The organism is Mycobacterium sp. (assembly GCF_052144515.1).
Taxonomy (GTDB): domain Bacteria; phylum Actinomycetota; class Actinomycetes; order Mycobacteriales; family Mycobacteriaceae; genus Mycobacterium.
Map to the genome: position 1 here is coordinate 28,464 of NZ_JBKQQD010000196.1, position 19,393 is coordinate 47,856.

Consider the following 19,393-nt stretch of genomic DNA (forward strand, 5'->3'; position numbering starts at 1 on the left):
GCTAGACCCCTGCCGTGTTGCTCTGGTAGTCGGCGATCCAGGCGGCGGTCTCTTTGTGGAGGTGGCGCAGCAGTATTTCCTGGTCGTTGAGCAGAAATTCGCGCACTACACCCGACTCGACCATGCTCTGGGTGGCTTCCAGCGTGTTGGCATCCTGCAGCCCGTATTCCTTGAACGTCACCGCGGCGAGTTCCTGGGCGATCCGTTCGCGCGGGGTCCGTGGCGCAGGGAAGTACAGGGTGCCCTCGAACACGTGAGAGTTGTGGGACGTCGGCCAGTAGTGGTAGGTCAAATACCAACCCTGGCCCCAGATCAAGATGACGAAGTTGGGGAATAGCTGAAACGAGTCCAGCCCCCACGGGTCGCATTTGGCCGGGTTGACACCGCGGGGAAGCTCGCCGAGATCGGGCTGGGCCCAAGGCCCGAACAGCCCGCTTTGACAGATGTCGTCGACGGGCTTGCGCATGTCGGGATCCATTTCCCAGGCCCGCACACCCGACGTGCTGACCAAGCGGTGCGGGCCGTCGATGCGGTAGTGCGGCGCCTCGAAACCGGCTTCGGCCGCGGCCTTGGAGTACTTGCTCGGCGATTGGCTCGCGTGCAACACGGGTGCGTGATAAAACTCCTGGAACGCGTCCATGTAGAGCTTCCAATTGGCTTTCACCTCCGCGCGGTAGTACCACCGCGAGGTCATCTGCCCGAATGGGTATCCCTCCAGATCGGTGATCATCGGGCCGAGGAATTCTCGCAGCGACTGCTCGGGCTCCTTGGCGAAGTTGACGAAGATGAACCCTTCCCACACGTCACAATGCACCGGCACCAGCCCGTAGCGACTCTTGTCGAGATCGAAGAACTCGCTCTCCTGTTGCACGTGGGTGAGCTTGCCGTCCAGGTCATAGCGCCAGGCGTGGTATTTGCAGGTGAACTGCCGGCACACGCCGCTGGTCTCCTCCAGGGGCATGTCGTTCCAGACCAGCTTGTTGCCCCGGTGCCGGCAGATGTTGTGAAACGCGTTGACCTCACCCGCGGCGTTGCGGACCACGATGATCGAGGTGTTGGCGACCTTGAGCTCCTTGGTGAAGTAGCTGCCTTTGCGCGGAATGCTTTCCACACGGCCGACATTCAGCCATGCGCGCTTGAAGATCGCCGCGCGCTCGAGCTCGTAGATGTGCGGGCTGATGGAGTCCTCGTAGGACACGGGCCCCGTGCCCAGTTCGGGATAGTGCTGTGTCCAGCTGCCTTCGGGCGGCTTGGGGAAGCGAGCCATGTCTGCTGACCGTATATGCTGAACACCGCCATCGCAAGTAGTTGATATTGCGGGTTGGAGGAGGAGCTACGTGCACCGACACGAGAAGCTGTTCATTGGCGGGTCATGGGTTTCGCCTGAGACCGACGACACGTTCGAGGTGATTTCCCCGCACACCGAAGCGCCCATCGCGCTGGTGGCGGCCGCGGCCCCGGCCGACGTGGACGCGGCCGTGACCAGCGCACGCACAGCGTTCGACCAAGGCCCGTGGCCGCGTCTGGATCCCGCCGATCGGATCGACGCGATGCGCCGACTCGCGAAAATCTATGCGGCACAACAGTCTGCGATGGCCGAGCTGATCACCGCCGAAATCGGCGCGCCCATCAGCTTTGCCCAGCGCGCCCAGGTCGGGCTGCCGTCGATGATGATGAACGCGTTCTGCGATCTCGCCGAGGGGTTCGGGTGGCGGGAGACCCGGCGCGGTTTCTTCGGGTCCGACCTCGAGCTGCGTCGTGAACCCGTCGGCGTGGTCGCCGCGATCGTGCCGTGGAACATGCCGCAGTTCCTCATCGTCACCAAGCTCATCCCTGCGCTGCTCGCCGGATGTTGTGCGGTGGTCAAGCCGGCTCCGGAATCCCCGCTGGACGCGCTTCTCCTTGCCGACTTGATCGAGCAAGCCGACTTGCCGGCAGGTGTGGTGGGCGTGCTGCCCGGCGACGCGAAAGTCGGCCAGCAGCTCATCGGCCACCCCGGTGTCGACAAGGTGTCGTTTACCGGCTCCACCGCCGCCGGGAAGGCGGTCGCGGCGGCCTGCGCGGCCGACCTCAAGCGGGTCAGCCTGGAACTGGGCGGTAAGTCCGCTGCTGTCGTCCTCGACGACGCCGACCCGGCCGCCGTCGCGACTGCCGTCCGGTCGGCGAGCCTGTCCAACTGCGGCCAGATCTGTAATGCGCTCACCCGAATTCTGTTGCCGGCCAAACGAAGCGACGAGTTCGTCGAAGCCCTGGCCGCCGAGATGACCTCGCTGCGCATCGGTGACCCGACCGACCCCTCGACACAGCTCGGCCCGCTGGTCGCCAAACGACAACGGGACCGCGTCCGCGACTACATCACCGAGGGCCAGCGGGAGGGCGCCCGCGTTGTCGTTGGCGGTGCCGACATGCCCGACGGTATCGGGCGGGGCTGGTACGTGAAGCCGACACTGTTCGCCGACGCCGACAACGCCATGCGTATCGCCCGGGAGGAAATCTTCGGCCCGGTCCTCACCGCGATCCCCTACCGCGACGAGGACGACGCCGTCGCCATCGCCAACGACTCCGACTACGGTCTGGCCGGCTCGGTCTTCACCGCCGACCCCGACCGCGGACTGGCCGTTGCCGGCCGCGTGCGCACCGGGACCTTCGGCGTCAACCAGGGCTACACCATGGACCCGTTCGCGCCCTTCGGCGGGGTCAAAGGCAGTGGATACGGACGCGAACTGGGCACCGAGGGAATCGACGGTTATACCGTCCTCAAGTCGATCTCGGTGGCCGCCAGCCGCTGAATGACATCAAATCACGTGGGCCACATGAGTACCGTCCGCTCGCCATTAGGCAACTCACAAATGCGATATCGCAGGTGACATCACATTCAAGAATCGACTATTGGTCGGTCGCGCAGCGGTCCTCAAGTCACCGTTGCGCCGCCGGCGGTTGACCACCAGTATTCGATGAACGGTTCCATCGCCCTGCTGACCAGCTCGACACGTGGTCCGGTCGGGCCCTTGCAGTACGCCCACAGCAGCGTGCCCGATCCGTCCGGGTTGTACGACTTCGCCTCGTAGCGCATGCCGTTGGATTCCAGTGTCGCCAGATCCGATTCGACGTCGTCGGACCAGTAACCCAGATGGTGGACACCCGAGTCCGCTGGAACCCAAATCGTGCCCGGAGCGGTCTGGATGATCTCCACTCGCGGCGCGTTGCCCGAGTACGCCATCCGCATCGGGATGGTCACTTCGCCGTCGGGAGTCTGCGCGACCTGGTCCACCTCGACCACGTCCGTCCACCGGTAACCGGCCACCTTGGTGAACCAGTCCAGGGTTGCGTCGAGATCGTCGACAACGATGCCGCTGTGGTAGAGATTCTCCGGCTTCACTGGCTTCCCTCGGTTTCTGGGGTTCCGGCGGTTTTGATCGCCTGCTCCAACCACTGCACCTCGCTGAAGTTCTCCCGGCCGCTGCGTTCCAGAAGCGATTCGAGCGCAGGGCGTTTCACCCGCAGGGCAGCGGGGTCGTCCGGTGCGTGTGCAAGGACGATATCGATGAGGTGTAGCGCCTGCAGCGCGTGCCCCTGCCCGAGGTGGGCATCCGCGCGTTCGGTGAGTGCGGTTGTCCCGCCGGTTAATTCGACGATGTCGTGCCACACCGCGGCGGGTGGAGTGTCGTAGAGCTCGGTGGTTGACTCGTAGCGGAACCACCCGACGTGCTCTTCCCAGATGGCCCGTACGATCCACGGCACCTTCCCGTGGACCTGGGGCAGTGCGAGCTCATGCGGAAGGGTGACGTCGCGCATCAGCGTCCAAAGGTCGCTGCCGGCGTTCATTCCGTCGATGGTGCGGTCGCGCAGGTACGCGGTCGCGTCACGCACCTTGGTCATGGTCTGGCGTATCTGGTCGGCGCCGCGGAAAACGTCGTGTCCGTTGATCAGCGTCTCCGGCTCCAGCGCGATGACTCTGTCGATGGACCGGATGAAGGCCATGGCGCTGCGAATCTTGTCTCCCCGCAAGGTGTAGAGATTCGGGACGTGGCCGAAAAACGGCCCCATCAAATTGCCGATGAACACGGTGCGGTGCTCGGGCATCCAGACCACGAGGGCATCGGTGGTCTCACCGCCCGGTGTCGAGTACAGCTCGAACCGGAGGTCACCCAGTTCGAATGCCTGGCTGTCGATGAAGGCGGTGGTGAGCACCGGTTCCGGCGGCAGCTTCATCGCCATCGCGTCGACGTCCATGAACGCACCCCAGAGCGCCATGATGCGCCGGCTGTAGAACGGGTGCAGGCGGCGCCAGTATTCGCGCACGTCGCGGTGGTTGGCCTGGGCGATCGTCTGCACCTCGGCCGCGTTGAACAGATCCCATCCGCCCACGTGGTCGGGATGACCCTGGGTGAACGTGATGACCCGTAATGGCCCGTCGCTCACCCGGGCGAAGCGTGCCTTGATCGCGGGCGCCTCGAAGTCGGTGCCGGTGTTGATCAACACGTCACCCTCGGCCGAGGTGACCAGGTAACTGTTGGCGATGTTCTTGGACATGAAGATCCCGTCGCCGACCTCGACGGCATCCTGGCCGGCCTCACCCTGTTTGATCAGCGCATCTAGGGATTGCGCCATCGCGCCCTGGCCTCCTTGCACGTGGTTCCGGACGTAAACCTAACATTTGTTCTCTATGGCCGTATAGTCTCACTGCGATGGCGACACCCGACGAACTCATCACCCGCGCCTGCGAACGCGCCGGGCTCGACGATTTCGGCGGCGACTCGTGGCGCGAGGGCCTTCACCTGCCGACATCCCGATGGTGCATTGGGATGAGGCCGACGGGCCAACCGAGTGCGTGTTCGTCCAGAACCAGGATTTTAAGGCGTATCTGTGGGAGGCGTTCATGCCTAACTCGGCGTACGCGGACTGGCTGCTGCAGACCGACATGGCCAGCTCCTACGGCTACGAGCGGTCGGTGTTGCAATTGTTGCAGTCGCGCGCGCCGGGCACATGGTCACTCAAGATGCCGTCGCATGCTGTGCACATCGAGGCGCTGTTGGCGACGTTTCCCGACGTGCGCATCGTCTGGGCGCACCGCGATCCGTTCAAGGCCACGGCATCGTTTTTGCGATTGAACTATCTGTCCCGCGCGGTCCTCGGGTGTGCCGTCGACACCGCCGATGTTGTCTCGAATGTGTTGCGGCAGTTGAGAGCACACATCACCCGGCCGATGACGGCGCGTGAACGCATCGGCGACGACCGGTTCTTCGACCTGCACTATTCGGCTCTCATGCGCGACCCCATCGGCGTCATGCGCTCGCTGTACGACTGGGCCGGCGACGAACTGACGGCGTCGACGGAGCGGTCCATGCTCGATTGGGTGCAACGAAATCCCCAGGACCGCTTCGGCGTTCAGCCGTACTCGCTCGACGGGTCCGGCGTCACCCGGGCCGACCTGGAATCCGTCTTCGCCGAGTATCTGGCGGCGTTCGACATCGAACTCGAAGGGATCTGACCAGTGCAGGCAGCGGTCACAACGGAGCAGCACGGATTCGACGTCGTCGACATGCCCGATCCGACACCGGGGGCCGACGAGTTGGTGATCCGTGTCGCGGCATGCGGCGTATGCGGGTCTGACATCAAGGCGCAGCCCTTCATGCCCGCGGGCATGGTCATGGGCCACGAGTTCGGGGGCGAGATCGTCGCGGTCGGGTCGGATGCCCCCGGCTGGCGTGAAGGCACCAATGTTGCTGTCTTGCCGGTTGTTTCCTGCGGCAGCTGTCGGTACTGCGCGGCCGGCGCCGTATCGCACTGCGCACAGACTCGCTATCTCGGGCTAGGACCGGACCGGGGCGGTTTCGCCGAGTTGGCCCTCGTACCCGCCCGGCACGCGTTCGCACTGCCCAGCGAAATGACCAACATCTATGCGGCTTTGGTCGAACCGTTCGCGGTGGGGCTGCACGGTGTGCACAGCGCGCAAGTCGCTCCTGGCGAGGACGTGCTCGTTGTCGGTGCCGGCGGCGTCGGTCTGACGACCATCGCGTGGGCGCGGGCGCTGGGAGCCGGGCGGGTGACCGCCGTCGACCCCGACCCACGGCGACGCGAGTCAGCCGTTGCCATGGGCGCGACCGATGCGCTGGCCTCGGTCGAGGAAGCCGACACCAACGCCTACGACGCGGCAGTGGAATGCGTTGGGCATCAAGGTCTTCTGCAGACATGCCAACCCGCGGTTCGCCCACAGGGCCGCATCGTCATCTCCGGTGCGTGCGCTGAGCCGGTTCCCGTCGAACCGGTGACCGCTCTGCTCAAAGAGCTCAGCATTCGGTTCTCGGTCTGCTACACACCCGCTGAGTTCCGCGAGGTTATCGCCGCGTTCGGTAGCGGCACCGTCGACCCTGCCCCGATGCTGGGACCCGTGCTCGGACTGAACCGGATCGCCGAGGCATTCGACCTCACCCGCGAAGCCCGGGCGCACGGACGGGTTCTGGTCAGGCCCGAGTGACTCCGTGTAACGATCAGCCCCGCGCGGTGGTGGCGCCGGTGGTCGCCGGGGGCGCAATCGCGTCGGCACTCAACGCGATCACGACTGATCAGACCACCGGGTCTTGCTGGCCTTGACCGGTGCGGTGCTCGGCGGCACCTTCATCAGGTTCCCGCGCAGGCTGCCCCGCGCGGTGCGGACGGCCACCAATACCCAGGTGAACAGCAGACCGGCGTAGGCGATGGCCGCGGCCACCCTGAACGCGGGCAGATGGGTATGCGCGGCGAGCTGCGCGGTGCCGGTGACGAAAGTACCGACCGGGAACGTCAGGCTCCACCACGTGAGGGCGAACGGCATCCCGTGCCGCAGCGTGCGCACCGTGAGCGAGGTGGCCAGCGCAATCCACAATACGGCAAAGCCCCATACCGGGACGCCGTAGAGGATCGCGAACGCGTTCATGCTTTGGGCGGTATCTTGGTCGACGGCGATGGCCGCGGCGGCACCGAGAAGCCCTGCGGCCGTGATGGATTGGCCGAGCGGGCCCAACACGATCCACAGCGTCGGCACCCGCGCGCTGCCGGAGGTGCCGTACAGGGTCAGCCGGCTCCAGATCATCGCGATGATATTCAGCGAAGCCACCAATGACAGTCCGAACATCGCGTAGCAGCCATACAGCATGGTCTGGCGTCCAGTTCCGGCCGCCATGTGCGAAAGCAGCAGCGCGCCCGTCGCGGCCGACACCATGGGCGGAACTACCGGCATCAACCATCCGCCGAACGCCGCGTCGGGCTCGACATCGTGCCGGGTGAACATGAGGAAGGGAATGCTGACCGCGGTGAATAGGCCGCCGAGCGTGCCCGACGTCCACAGCACCCAGCCCAGGTCGACGGCAATGCGCTCACCGATCAGGTCCTTGCCCACCAGCACCGCGCCCGCGCCGACCGTCATCAGTGCCATCGGCGCGGCGCCGTAAAAGTGGGCCATCTGCGGATTGCGGGCGTGACTGCGCGCCACGGTCGGGTGGCGCAACCAATGACCGCCGACCACGACGACCAGCACCATGAGCAGCGCGGCCGCGATCACCCACACCACTTCGGCAAATGCGTACAACCCCGCCACACGCACCGGCAGGGTGGCACCGGCGGTGGCGACAATCCCGGTACCCATGACCGAGGCGAACCAGTTGGGCCCGATGTTGCCCAGAACCTCGACGCGCGTCTGCAGCGACGCGCCGTCCTGGTTTGCGGAGGCCATAGCTGTCAGACCCTACTGCCGTTGGCGAAGCCGCGGTCCAGATTCACCGGGTCGGTGGGCACCGGGGCGGCCCGTCGATGACAGTGACGTCGTAACCCGTTGCGGCGCCGGTCATGCCGAGTCAGCTCCAGGTCGCATACACTGCCCCCAATGATGCGTCCGGCGCGACCGAGTCACGCATGGCAGAGGGTCCCGCTTGCGGTCGGGATTGCCGTCGTGTTGGTGATCGCCGTGCTCGCCATCCCGCTCAAGGTACGGTGCGGCGCGCCGGGCCTCGCGTGTGCAGCCGCGGTCGATGCGCGGGGCAACGTTCACTATTACTACGAGGTTGAACCGCTCGGCGTGTACATCGCTGAAACCTTCACGGGCTCGAACATTCGTCTCTGCTACCAGTCGGGCGATGACCTGGAGAAAATCCGCTAGCTCGGGAGGGAACAAGCGCAAACGCCTCAGCAGAACTGGCACGCCGGTCCGTATCGCCGCCCTCGCGGGTTTTGTCGCTACAGCCGTGCTGACCTGTGGTTCCGCCGCAACGGTCAACGCGGCGCCCTCCGATCCGGGTGATCAGACGACCGCGGAACAACGCATCATTGACGGCTACGTTGCGAAGCAGCGGGGTTGCACCCCGGACCTCGCGCCCAACGCCCAGGGCGTCATCTGGGATTCCCCGGGCTTCACACCGAACGTTGGGGCACGGGAACGGTCACGGATGCCGATCCACGACTGGGCGGCCAGTTTCGCGCCGACTGGGTGGACGGCCGCTGGCACATCGTGTATCCGTACTGCTGACGTGCCCGGATCGGGTCGATCTCATCACAAACCGCGCGTGGCCTGCGACCCCGTCCAGGTCTTGTGAGGTTGCCGAACGGTGGTGTGAACATGCTGGTAGCGGGAATATCGTGACGGTGAACCCAACGCCGCTCCGGGTGGGTGAGCCAGCCCACAGTAACCGTTTTGAGGCCTTCTTGATTGGGGGCTTTACAGCAAGCTACCGCATACTTGAGGTCATGCCACCAGCGACATCACCGCAAACCGCCGTTGCGGTATCTGGTGGTGCGCGGGAAATCGGCCCTAGAAATTGGTCAGGTATGTGATGGCGCGCTCCGGCGGCGCGCATCATCGCCATCGCGCCGCTCGTCGGCCGTCGCGAGTCCGCAAGGGGCTAACGCGCGGCTTCATGGCGCTCGCATCGGTGGTGGCGGTGCTGCTGACCGGTGCCGGATATTGGGTGGCCCACGGTGCGCTCGGGGGCATCACCGTTTCGGACGCCCTGAGCCCGGACGACCCGCGATCCAGCGGCGACGACATGAACATCCTGCTCATCGGGCTGGACTCGCGCAAAGACCAGGACGGCAACGACCTGCCCTGGTCGATCTTGAAGCAACTGCACGCGGGCGATTCCGACGACGGCGGCTACAACACCAACACGCTGATACTCGTGCACGTCGGAGCCGACGGAAAGGTCGTTGCCTTCTCGATCCCCCGCGACGACTGGGTACCGTTCACTGGCGTTCCGGGATACAACCACATCAAGATCAAAGAGGCCTACGGGCTGACCAAGCAGTACGTGGCGCAGAAGCTCGCCAACCAGGGGGCGAGCAGCCAGCGGGAACTCGAAACCAAGGGCCGCGAGGCCGGCCGGACCGCGACCCTGCGCGCGGTGCGCAGCCTGACCGGAGTTCCCATCGACTATTTCGCCGAGATCAATCTGGCCGGTTTCTACGACTTGGCCCAGACCTTGGGCGGCGTGGACGTGTGCCTGAACCACGCCGTCTACGACTCGTATTCCGGCGCCAACTTCCCGGCCGGCCGCCAAAGGCTAAATGCTTCACAGGCGCTGGCGTTTGTCCGGCAGCGTCATGAACTGGACAACGGGGACCTGGACCGCACCCACCGACAGCAGGCATTCATATCGTCAGTCATGCGGGAACTTCAGGCTGCCGGCACGTTCACCAACATCGACAAGCTCAAGAGCCTGATGGCCGTGGCGCGCAAAGACGTGGTGCTGTCGTCCGGTTGGGACGAGGAGCTGATCCAACGACTGGGCGGCCTTGCGGGCGGTAACGTCGAGTTCCGGACGCTGCCCGTGGTGCGGTACGACGACATCGACGGCCAGAGCGTCAACATCATCGACCCGGCCGCGATCAAGGCGGAGGTGGCCGCGGCAATCGGCGCCGCCAGCTCGACAGCGCCGACCACGACCACGGCCAGCAAACCCAACCCGGCCACCGTCGTCGATGTGATCAACTCCGGCAGCTTGAGCGGACTCGCCAATGATGTGTCTCGCGCGGTGAAGAAACGCGGCTACACCATGGGTCAGGTCCGTGACCGCAACGCCGGCGAGCCGTCCTCCACCACGATCGAGTACGGTGCCGGCGCAGACACCGATGCCCGTAACCTGGCCTCCCTGCTCGGCCTCGACGCTCCAAACCAACCGGATTCCAGCATCCAGCCCGGACACATCCGAGTCACCGTGGATACCAACTACTCGTTGCCGGCCATGGACGAAACGAGCGACACCACCAGCGACGAAACCACAACCACCACGACGACGACAACCACAACGACCAGCAAGTCCAGTCGCTACGGGTACGACACCACCAGCACCTACCCCAGCCCGGATCAGGGCAAGCCCATCGATGGCGGCGGAGTGCCCTGCGTTAACTAGGCGTGCGTTCCGCCGTCGATGCGGATCTCGGTGCCGGTGATGAACGCGCCGTCGTCGGACACCAGCATCGCGATGACGCCGGCGACCGCGCTGGGCTCGGCCATCCCGACGCCACTAGATTCGACCGTCGTGGGCAGGATCGGCATGAGCCTGGTGAACAGCGACCAGTCGGCGTCTTGGGGAATGTATCCCCCGGTCGCGTCGGTGATCCCGGACTTGATGCTGCCCGGCGCCACGCACACCGCACGCAGCCCGTCCTTGGCGTATTCGAGCGCCAGGGAATGGGTGAAGGCCTGGATTCCGCCCTTGCTCGCGGCGTAGGCGGCCATGTAGGGATGGGCGAACGAGGCCGAGGTGGAGCTGAAGTTCACGATCGCGCTGCGTGAGTTCGCCAACAGCGCTGGCAGTGCTTCGCGCACCACCAGGAAGGTGCCGGTCAGGTTGACCGCGATGATCTGATTCCACAGGTCGATGCCGGTCTGGTGGGTGTGTGCGGCCCGCAATATGCCGGCCGCGTTGACCACCGAATCCAAGCCGCCGAGCTTCTCGACGGCCGAGCACACGCCGTCGATGACGGAGCCCTCGTCACCGACGTTGATCTCAAGAGTTGTCAGCCGCTCACCCGTTGCGGCCTCGTCCGCCCGCACCCGGGTCTTGCCCAGGCCGTCCGCCGCGATGTCGGCTGCCACCACGGTGGCGCCCTCGTCCAGGAGTCGCAGCGCGGTGGACTGGCCGATGCCCGACGCCGCGCCAGTCACCAGGATCCGCTTGCCTTCGAGTCGATTCATGAGGCCATCATCGCAAGCAGCGGTCCACTTCAGGCCATAAATAAGGAAGGGTGGATGCCATGGAGATCGGATTCATCGGCCTGGGGAACATGGGCCGCGGCATGGCCGCAAACCTGCTGAAGGCGGGTCATCACGTCACCGTCTACAACCGCTCCCCCGCCAAAGCGCAAGACCTTGCTCAGCAGGGCGCGACCACTGCCCGCACGGTCGCCGAAGCCTGCGGCGGTGCGGTGGTGTTCACCATGCTGGCCGACGACCAGGCCGTCGAGAACGTGACGTTCGGTGATGACGGCATCGTGGCCTCGCTGCAACCCGGCGCCACACACGTCTCGTCGAGCACCATCAGTGTCGCCATGTCCCAGCGCCTGGCGGCCGCGCATGCCGAAGCCGGTCAGCAGTATGTCGCGGCGCCGGTGTTCGGCAGGCCCGAAGCAGCCGCTGCCGCAAAGCTTTTCGTGATCGCCGCGGGCGACCCGCACGTCTTGCAACCGCTGATGCCGCTGTTCGACGCGATCGGCCAGCGCACGTTCGTGGTGTCCGATGAGCCGCACGCCGCCAACCTGGTCAAGCTGAGCGGCAACTTCCTGATCGCGTCGGCTATCGAGTCCGTCGGGGAGGCGGTCGCGCTGGTCGCCAAGGCCGGCGTCGACCGGCAGCAGTATGTCGACATCCTCACCTCGACGCTGTTCGCCGCTCCGGCGTATCAGACCTATGGCGGGCTGATTGCGCGACAGGAGTTCGAGCCGGCCGGGTTCGCGGCGACCCTCGGACTCAAGGACATCCGACTGGTGCTCGCGGCAGCAGAAGGCCTTCAAGTTCCGCTGCCCGTTGCCAGCCTGCTGCGCGACCGGTTGCTGACCCTGGTGGCAACCGGTGGCGGCCAACTGGATTGGTCGGCCGTCTCGACCCTCGCCGACCGGGACGCCGGCAACGCTGCTATATCAGCCTCAGACCACTCCGCGTAGCCCGTCGGCGCCGAACACAGGTTCCAGCATCGCGGAGTAGTCCGGGCCGCGTCGCAACATCAGCCCGCCGTCGACGTTGATGATCTGCCCAGTGACATAGCTGGCCGCGTCGCTGAGTAAAAACATCGCCATGTTGGCGACGTCTTCTACCTCGCCGGGGCGCGGCAACGGTGTGATTATCCGGTAGTCCGCGCTCAGCTCCGGCGAATTCAGCACGGGCGCAACGAGATCCGTGCGGATCAGGCCCGGCCGGATGCTGTTGACGCGCACCCACGACGCGCCGAGTTCGTCGGCGGCCAGCTGCATCATGTGGTCCAGCGCCGACTTGCTGACCCCGTAGGCGCCGAACCAGCGGTGGGTGTTGCTGGCCGCGATCGACGAGATGCCGACGAACGAACCGCCACCGCCGCGCACCATCTCGCGCGCGGAGTGTTTGAGCACGTACATGGTGCCGTTGACGTTGAGGTCAATGGTCCGTCGCCACAACTCCGAGTCGACCTGGGTGATCGGCCCGATGGTCTCGGAGCCACCCGCGCAGTGCACCACGCCGTGCAGCCGACCGTGCCAGGCCGTCACCGCGTCGACGACGCGGGTGGCCTCCTCCTCGTTGGTGATGTCGGCGGGCTCGAAGCGAACCGAGCCTTGGGCCTTGAGCGCTTCGATCTCTTCGACGGCCGCCGTCAACTTGTCGGGATTGCGGCCGACGATCATGACCGAGGCCCCGGCGGCGACCAGCCCGGAAGCCACGCCCTTGCCTATCCCGCTGCCACCGCCGGTGACGAGATACGTCCGGTTTTGGAATGAAAGCTGCACACGCGCCCCTCTGGAACTGAAACGGGTTCTAGCCTAACCTCACGGCGGAAGCGTTGAGTCAGGGTGCAATCGTTCGAGCAACCTTCGCCACCAACGCAGAATCAAAATCTCTATGCCCGGCCAACTGGCGCGGTGCTACGGCGTATCCCGACGGGCGAGCTTCGTCGGCTTGGCGTTACGCCAGTCCTCGACATCGGGCGGCAAGCCGATCGGGTACCTGTTTTCGTTGTGGGCCGCCCAGTGTGCGTGGCCCAACTCGTGAATGTGAAACGCGTGCCGCAGGGCCTCGGTGAATCCCATCGCATCGGAGGCGGCGTTGACGGAATCCTTGACCAGCATCGCCGCCATGGTGGGCCGCTCGGCGATGCGCCGCGCGAACTCCAGGGTCTTGTCCGCCAGCTCATCGGCTGGAAAGACCTTGGACACCATGCCAAGCCGATACGCCTCGTCGGCGTCCAGCGCATCACCGGTCAAAAGCAGCTCTTTGGCCTTGCGCGGCCCGAATTCCCATGGGTGAGCGTAGTATTCGACGCCCGGCATCCCCATCCGCACGGCGACCACGTCGCTGAACTTCGCGTTGTCGGCGGCGACGATCAGGTCGCACGCCCAGATCAGCATCAGGCCCGCCGAGATCGCGTTGCCCTGCACCTGGGCGATGGTGATCTTGCGCAAATCACGCCAGCGGCACGTGTTCTGGAAGAAGTAATGCCACTCCTGCAGGTAAGTCTTCTCGGCGACCGGATCACGGGTCGCGCCATTTATCCGGAAGCTCGGGAGCTGCGCCGGTCCGGGCGCCCGCTCCGCCAGCGCCAGTTCCGAGCCCAGGTCGTGACCGGCGGAGAAATTCTTGCCGCGCGCCGCAAGAATCACCACGCGAACGGCGTCGTCTGCCTCGGCGCGCAAGAACGCCTCGTCGAGCTGGACCAGCAGGCCGCGGTTTTGTGCGTTGTGGGCTTCGGGTCGGTTGAGCCAGATCCGGGCGATGCGTCCCTCGTCGAGAGTTTCATAGGCCACCAGCTCACCGGAGTCGCCATCGGTCGCCTTAGAACCCGCTTCAGCACCGGCTCCAGCACCGGCTTGGTCGGAGAGTGTCATTCCGCCCACCTCGTTTGTCGTCAGATCCGCCGTGTTTACACATTACGGCCAGTCTGTAAGCGGGCCCCCGTGGGGTCTGGGGTCTCACCCGGTGGCGCCGAGAGATGCCTGCGAGCGAATAGATGCGTCGCCTACAGTTATGTCATGCCTACGAAATCTGATCCTGGCGAAATCGGCGATGTCGAGCCGCTGGCTGACAGCACAGCAAGCCAGGCCAGGCGCGTCGTCGCCGCGTACGCGAACGACGCGGATGAGTGCAGGATTTTTCTGTCCATGCTCGGTATTGGGCCGGCAAAGCTCGAGACATAGATGAAGTCGGAGCGCTACGGGGACTCCGACTTCGTGGTTGTCGCCAATCGACTGCCGGTCGATTTGGAGCGGCTTCCCGATGGAACGACGGCCTGGAAACGCAGTCCCGGGGGGTTGGTCACGGCCTTGGAGCCGCTGCTGCGCCGCCGGCGCGGCGCCTGGGTCGGCTGGCCGGGCCTGCCGTCCGACCGCGACGACGACATCGACGTGGACGACCAGCCGATCGTCCAGGATGACCTGACACTTCATCAGGTGCCCCTGTCCACCGAGGACATCGCCCAGTACTACGAGGGGTTCTCGAACGCCACGCTGTGGCCGCTGTACCACGACGTCATCGTCAAGCCGCTCTACCACCGCGAGTGGTGGGAGCGCTATGTCGTGGTCAACCGCCGGTTCGCCGAGGCTGCGGCGCGCACCGCCGCCCGCGGCGGGACCGTGTGGGTACAGGATTACCAACTGCAGTTGGTGCCGAAAATGCTGCGCACGCTGCGGCCCGACCTGACCATCGGTTTCTTTCTACACATCCCGTTCCCGCCGGTGGAGCTGTTCATGCAGATGCCGTGGCGCACCGAGATCATCGAAGGTCTGCTCGGCGCCGACTTGGTGGGATTTCATCTGGCCGGCGGTGCGCAGAATTTCCTGTTCCTGTCCCGGCAGCTGGTCGGCGCCAATACCTCGCGCGGAGCGGTCGGTGTGCGGTCGCGGCTCGGCGTGGTGCAGCTGGAGTCCCGCACGGTTCAGGTGGGTGCCTTTCCGATCTCCATCGACTCCAGGGAACTCGACCATGCGGCCCGCAACCGCAATGTCCGGCGGCGGGCGCGCGAGATCCGGGCCGAGTTGGGCAATCCCCGCAAGATCCTGCTCGGCGTCGATCGGCTCGACTACACCAAGGGCATCGATGTGCGGCTGAAAGCGTTTTCGGAGCTGCTCGCCGAGGACCGTGTGAAGCGCGACGACACCGTGCTGGTCCAGCTGGCCACGCCGAGCCGCGAGCGGGTGGAGAGTTACCAAATTCTGCGCAACGACATCGAGCGCGAGGTCGGCCACATCAACGGCGAATACGGCGAAGTCGGTCATCCGGTAGTGCATTACATACACCGACCGGTACCCCGCGATGAACTCATCGCGTTCTTCGTCGCCAGCGACGTCATGCTGGTCACCCCGCTGCGGGACGGGATGAACCTGGTGGCCAAGGAGTACGTCGCGTGCCGGTACGATCTCGGCGGCGCGCTGGTGCTCAGCGAATTCACCGGGGCCGCCGCCGAACTCAGGCAGGCCTATCTGGTCAACCCGCACGACCTCGAAGGGGTCAAGGACACGATCGAGGCGGCGCTCAACCAATCGGTCGAGGAGGGGCGGCGCAGGATGCGGTCGCTGCGACGCCAGGTGCTTGCCCATGACGTGGATCGCTGGGCGCGGTCATTCCTGGATGCGCTCGCCGAGGCGCAGCCGAACGCTGAGTAGCTGCGGCGAACCCATGGTGTTGGGGCCGAAACGCTGTGATACTCAAACCACCAGCGTGAAGGGAGGAACGACGTGAATCTCCGTCGCGGGCTGGCCGCTGGTGCCGGCATCTTCTCAGCCGTTGCGCTGGGAATCGCGCTGGAATCGGGCGACCCGGCGACTGCGGTCGCACCACCGCCAGACGGCAATTACTCCTTCAACCAGGCGGGCGTGTCAGGGGTGACCTGGACGATCACGACGCTGTGCGATCAAGTAAACGGAAGCCGCTACTACAAGGACTATTCCAACCCGGACATCATGGCCAATTTTTGTGCTTTGAACATAGTGAGCGCTACCGCCGAACAGATCAGTCGTCAGGACAAGCTGCATAATTACAGCGGCAGAGCCCGGCTGGTGAGCCAACATTGGACCTTCAAAGTAGACGTGGCCGACGGCGTTTCGTGCCCGGGCGGCGGTACCGCGGCATCCACCGAAACCTATGCGTTTGACGACGAGACACTCACCGGCACGCATACCAGTTTGCACGGCGCCGTCTGTGGCCTACAGTCGGAGATGAGCAAGCAACCGTTCTCGCTGGCGCTCGTCGGGCCCCCGCCCAGCCCGATCCAGCGTTATCCGTTGCAATGCAACGACATTGGGATGTGCTTCTGACCGTTTAGATCGGTGTGATGAAGGCGATCAGCCATTTGCCGCCGATCCGCTTGAAGTCCACCCGCAACCGGCTGCCGTCGTAGAGCGGCTGCCGCGATTTGTCGGTCACGGTGCGGTTCATGTAGACCATCACCGACGCCGAATCACGTTTGGCGGTAATGACTCCCACACCGACGACGTTGGCCTGCACGACCACCTCGCGCTTCTTGGCCTCCGGAATGATCTGCGCATTGGCGCTCTTCTGAAACTCCTGGCGATAATCAGGCGTCAGCAACGGGTACGCGGCGGCGAGACTGCGTTCGACGGTCTGGTAGTCGTAGGCGAAGACCTCGGGTATCTCCTTGGCGGCCAACTGCGGCAGCACCGCGCGCGCTGATTGCTCGCCTTGGGTCTGCACCCGCTCCCAGTAGAACCAGCCCCCCGCCGCGGACAACCCGACGATAACCGCGACCAGTGGGGGGCCGGCGACGGCGACCAGCCACCGCCGCCGCCGCATCAGTTACCCCCGTCTGGATATTTCAGGTCGTAGCCGCTCATCCGCCCGGTGTCGTCCTCGTGCACGATGATGCGCAGGCGGTATGGCATGGACGGCTTGTTGACTCCGTCGATGTCGGCCACCGTGACCCGCACCGACACCAGCACTGAGGCGTTGTCGGTGACTGCGTCGATGCCCTCCAGGGCAGCACCGTTGACGACCGCCTCCGATGTCGCGTTGGTGGCGCGGAACAGGCCCTTGAGGTTATCGACATTGTTGTTGGCGCTGAGCATGCCGCGCAGCGGTCCGCTGGTGCCGTTGACGAACCGGTTCACGCTCTCGTCGATGTTGTCCGGCTTGTAGCTGAACATGTTGACCACCGTCTGCGTGGCGGTGTCGACGAAGCGCTGGTCGCGAGCTTGTTCGGCTTCGGCATGCCGGTGCTGGATTACCAGGGCGGTCAGGCAGCCGGCCAGCGCGCCAATCGCCAACAGCGCGGCGGCAAACGAGACCCATCCGACCAAGAACCGGTGGGGCTGCCGTCGTGGCGGCGGCTTGACGCGCGCCGGCTTCTTGGCGGGGCGCTTTGGGGTCGCCTCGGCCTTGACGGTGGCGGCGCCAGTGGCGGCAACCGTCGCGTCAGCGGCCGATTCGGGTTTCGGGGGGCCGGCCGCGCGGGATGCCCGCCGACGAACGCGCTGTGTCGTCGGCTGCTCTGTCGTCTCTAGGTCCGTCACTACATGGGCCTGGGATCAAGCATGAGGTCCACCCAATTCTCGGCGCTGGATGCGCCGCTGATGCCGGGCGCGAAGATACCAGTCCCGCCTGCCGGGTCCTTGAAGGCGCCGGTGTTCTGGTCATAGGTCGTGTAGCCCGAGCCACTGGCCTGCGGTTGCGGGCCGGGCGCCGGGGCGGGGGCAGCCTCCGGAGCCGGGCCGGTGCCTTCCGGCGGTGGCGGCGGTGGCAGCCACTTCGGATACGGGAGCTGTGGCGGCACCGGCGGGACCCCCGGCGGCATCCACGACGGGTTGAACGGCGGCGGCCCGCTGTCGTTGGGCGGCGGCGGATCGAACGCCGGCTGACGCGGCACCGGCCCGGGCCCCGGCACCACACCGGGTGGTGGCGGCCCAGCTATGGGAGTGCCCGGGTCGGGATCGGCGCCCGGCGGGATATACGGGAACTTGTTGGGCGGCAAAACGTTTAGCCCATTCGTTACCGGTGTGTCGTAGGGGACCGGCGGGCCGCGCCAGGGGTTGCGGCCAACCGGTACGAAGCCGTTCGGGTCACGACACAGCTGAATCGTCGGCGCCCGTTTGCCCGGGAACTCCTGGCACGGATAGTTGCGGGCGCCGCGCACGGTGGTGGGATCGTTCTGAGCGGCTTTGCAGTACATGTCTTTCGGGAGTTCGCGCAGCGTCTCGTCGGCCGGCGTGCGCATCAACGGCGGGGGCAGGAAGCCGACAGCGCACGGCGGCGGGTCGTTCAGGTCGAGCTTGAAGTCCAGCTTGGCGCCCTCGTCTTGAGGGGCGCCACCGGCAGCCGTGCTGATCGCGGCGAACAGCGCCGGCAACACCACCAGCAGCTGCTCGATCGACTTGTGGTAGATGACGCCCACCCGGCCCAGGTTGGCGAGGCTGGCCGCCAGCGCCGGGAAAGAAGGGCGAATACCGGAGAACGCGGTGTTGGCCTCGTCGATCGCGTCCGGGGCGGTAGCCAGCGTCGAACGAAGCTGCGGGTCGGCCTGACGCACCTCGGAGGTGAACCGCGCCAGCCCGTCGGCGAGTGACTTGATGTCACCGCCGGCGCGAATCTGGGCCTGCAGGAACGGGCCCGCCTGATCGATCAACTGCGAAACTTGCGGATAGTTTGCGTTGGCCTCGTCCACCAGCAACCGGGTGGATTCGAGCAGCCGGGCCAATTCCGGACCCGAGCCGTTGGCCGCGGTGAAGGTCTCATGCAGCAGCTCCCGCAGCCGGGTGTCACCGAGGCTGTTGACCAGAGTTTCGGCCCGTTTCAGCAGGTCGGCGACATCTTGGCCAATGCGGGTGTTATTCCGGTCGATCCGTGATCCGTTGCGCAACTTGGTCGATGACGGCTTAGCCGGCGGCACCAGGTCGATGTACTGCTCACCGATGGCCGACACACTTTTGACCGTGGCGGTGACGTTCGACGGGATGGCGGTGCCGCTGTTCAGCCGCATTTGGGCGTCGACACCATTGGGGTTCAGCCCCACCGACTCCACCCGTCCGACGGCGACACCGCGGTACGTGACGTTGGCGTTCTTGTACAGACCGCCGCCGGCGACGAAGTCGGCGGACACGCTGTAGGTCCCGAGGCCGAATGTCGCCGGCAACCGCAGATAGAAGATCCCCATCACGGTCAGCGTGAAGACGGTGACCAGCGCGAATATGGCCAGCTGGATCTTGGTGAGTCTGTCAATCATCTGCGCCGCCC

Annotated in this window: 19 protein-coding genes; 9 read left to right on the forward strand and 10 right to left on the reverse strand. The window is 65.5% G+C overall.

Features of this window, described 5'->3' with window-relative positions:
- Position 1: 1 nt before the first annotated feature.
- Entirely contained in the window at positions 2-1,267 is a 1,266-nt protein-coding gene (locus ACLP9N_RS13515) for an aromatic ring-hydroxylating oxygenase subunit alpha (protein ID WP_442407882.1), read from the reverse strand.
- A 70-nt stretch (positions 1,268-1,337) separates the two neighbouring features.
- Between ACLP9N_RS13515 and ACLP9N_RS13520 the strand changes: the two genes are divergently transcribed.
- A complete protein-coding gene (locus ACLP9N_RS13520; RefSeq protein WP_442407883.1) occupies positions 1,338-2,789 on the forward strand; it encodes an aldehyde dehydrogenase in 1,452 nt (483 codons plus the stop codon).
- Between the two features lie 122 nt (positions 2,790-2,911).
- Here ACLP9N_RS13520 and ACLP9N_RS13525 read toward each other — a convergent pair whose 3' ends face one another.
- Both ACLP9N_RS13525 and ACLP9N_RS13530 read right to left on the reverse strand, forming a co-directional pair.
- Positions 2,912-3,379 (reverse strand): VOC family protein, encoded by a 468-nt coding sequence (locus ACLP9N_RS13525; protein WP_442407884.1) that lies wholly within the window; start codon positions 3,377-3,379, stop codon positions 2,912-2,914.
- Positions 3,376-4,611 (reverse strand): alkyl sulfatase dimerization domain-containing protein, encoded by a 1,236-nt coding sequence (locus ACLP9N_RS13530; RefSeq protein ID WP_442407885.1) that lies wholly within the window; start codon positions 4,609-4,611, stop codon positions 3,376-3,378. Before ACLP9N_RS13530 ends, ACLP9N_RS13525 begins: the two co-directional genes overlap by 4 nt.
- Positions 4,612-4,720: 109 nt before the next feature.
- On the opposite strand from ACLP9N_RS13530, the gene ACLP9N_RS13535 reads away from it, so the two are divergent.
- Complete coding sequence (locus ACLP9N_RS13535; RefSeq protein ID WP_442407914.1) at positions 4,721-5,491, forward strand: sulfotransferase family protein; 771 nt, start codon at positions 4,721-4,723, stop codon at positions 5,489-5,491.
- Positions 5,492-5,494: 3 nt separating this feature from the next.
- Positions 5,495-6,478: a zinc-dependent alcohol dehydrogenase gene (locus ACLP9N_RS13540; RefSeq protein ID WP_442407886.1), complete on the forward strand. Its 984-nt coding sequence runs from the start codon at positions 5,495-5,497 to the stop codon at positions 6,476-6,478.
- Between the two features lie 78 nt (positions 6,479-6,556).
- Here ACLP9N_RS13540 and ACLP9N_RS13545 read toward each other — a convergent pair whose 3' ends face one another.
- A complete protein-coding gene (locus ACLP9N_RS13545) occupies positions 6,557-7,711 on the reverse strand; it encodes a TDT family transporter (RefSeq protein ID WP_442407887.1) in 1,155 nt (384 codons plus the stop codon).
- Positions 7,712-7,864: 153 nt separating this feature from the next.
- Between ACLP9N_RS13545 and ACLP9N_RS13550 the strand changes: the two genes are divergently transcribed.
- Together ACLP9N_RS13550 and ACLP9N_RS13555 are read left to right on the forward strand one after the other, a co-directional pair.
- Positions 7,865-8,134 carry a hypothetical protein gene (locus tag ACLP9N_RS13550; RefSeq protein WP_442407915.1) on the forward strand — a complete coding sequence of 90 codons (270 nt, stop codon included), beginning with the start codon at positions 7,865-7,867 and terminating at the stop codon, positions 8,132-8,134.
- 670 nt (positions 8,135-8,804) lie between these two features.
- Entirely contained in the window at positions 8,805-10,379 is a 1,575-nt protein-coding gene (locus ACLP9N_RS13555; protein WP_442407888.1) for an LCP family protein, read from the forward strand.
- On the opposite strand, the gene ACLP9N_RS13560 is transcribed toward ACLP9N_RS13555, so the two are convergent.
- The gene (locus ACLP9N_RS13560) at positions 10,376-11,167 is read right to left on the reverse strand and encodes an SDR family NAD(P)-dependent oxidoreductase (RefSeq protein WP_442407889.1); all 792 of its coding nucleotides are present in this window, start codon (positions 11,165-11,167) and stop codon (positions 10,376-10,378) included. The genes ACLP9N_RS13555 and ACLP9N_RS13560 overlap by 4 nt on opposite strands.
- A gap of 59 nt (positions 11,168-11,226) precedes the next feature.
- Here ACLP9N_RS13560 and ACLP9N_RS13565 point away from each other — a divergent pair, with 59 nt between their 5' ends.
- A complete protein-coding gene (locus tag ACLP9N_RS13565; protein ID WP_442407890.1) occupies positions 11,227-12,132 on the forward strand; it encodes an NAD(P)-dependent oxidoreductase in 906 nt (301 codons plus the stop codon).
- Here ACLP9N_RS13565 and ACLP9N_RS13570 read toward each other — a convergent pair.
- Positions 12,115-12,945 carry an SDR family oxidoreductase gene (locus ACLP9N_RS13570; RefSeq protein WP_442407891.1) on the reverse strand — a complete coding sequence of 277 codons (831 nt, stop codon included), beginning with the start codon at positions 12,943-12,945 and terminating at the stop codon, positions 12,115-12,117. The two genes, ACLP9N_RS13565 and ACLP9N_RS13570, sit on opposite strands and share 18 nt — an antisense overlap.
- Before the next feature lie 135 nt (positions 12,946-13,080).
- Complete coding sequence (locus ACLP9N_RS13575) at positions 13,081-14,040, reverse strand: enoyl-CoA hydratase (protein WP_442407892.1); 960 nt, start codon at positions 14,038-14,040, stop codon at positions 13,081-13,083.
- 144 nt (positions 14,041-14,184) lie between these two features.
- On the opposite strand from ACLP9N_RS13575, the gene ACLP9N_RS13580 reads away from it, so the two are divergent.
- The 3 genes from ACLP9N_RS13580 to ACLP9N_RS13590 all read left to right on the forward strand — a co-directional run bounded on the left by ACLP9N_RS13580 (position 14,185) and on the right by ACLP9N_RS13590 (position 16,464).
- Positions 14,185-14,349, forward strand: coding sequence for a hypothetical protein (locus ACLP9N_RS13580; RefSeq protein ID WP_442407893.1), 165 nt, complete (start codon positions 14,185-14,187; stop codon positions 14,347-14,349).
- Positions 14,350-15,813: an alpha,alpha-trehalose-phosphate synthase (UDP-forming) gene (locus tag ACLP9N_RS13585; RefSeq protein ID WP_442407894.1), complete on the forward strand. Its 1,464-nt coding sequence runs from the start codon at positions 14,350-14,352 to the stop codon at positions 15,811-15,813.
- Positions 15,814-15,885: 72 nt separating this feature from the next.
- A complete protein-coding gene (locus tag ACLP9N_RS13590) occupies positions 15,886-16,464 on the forward strand; it encodes a hypothetical protein (RefSeq protein WP_442407895.1) in 579 nt (192 codons plus the stop codon).
- 4 nt (positions 16,465-16,468) lie between these two features.
- On the opposite strand, the gene ACLP9N_RS13595 is transcribed toward ACLP9N_RS13590, so the two are convergent.
- From ACLP9N_RS13595 to ACLP9N_RS13605, 3 genes are read right to left on the reverse strand one after another with little or no spacing between them, the layout of a single operon-like run.
- Positions 16,469-16,960, reverse strand: a complete 492-nt coding sequence (locus ACLP9N_RS13595; RefSeq protein WP_442407896.1) for a mammalian cell entry protein — start codon at positions 16,958-16,960, stop codon at positions 16,469-16,471.
- Positions 16,960-17,676, reverse strand: coding sequence for a mammalian cell entry protein (locus ACLP9N_RS13600; protein ID WP_442407897.1), 717 nt, complete (start codon positions 17,674-17,676; stop codon positions 16,960-16,962). Before ACLP9N_RS13600 ends, ACLP9N_RS13595 begins: the two co-directional genes overlap by 1 nt.
- Entirely contained in the window at positions 17,676-19,382 is a 1,707-nt protein-coding gene (locus ACLP9N_RS13605) for a virulence factor Mce family protein (RefSeq protein ID WP_442407898.1), read from the reverse strand. Before ACLP9N_RS13605 ends, ACLP9N_RS13600 begins: the two co-directional genes overlap by 1 nt.
- Positions 19,383-19,393 lie beyond the last annotated feature (11 nt).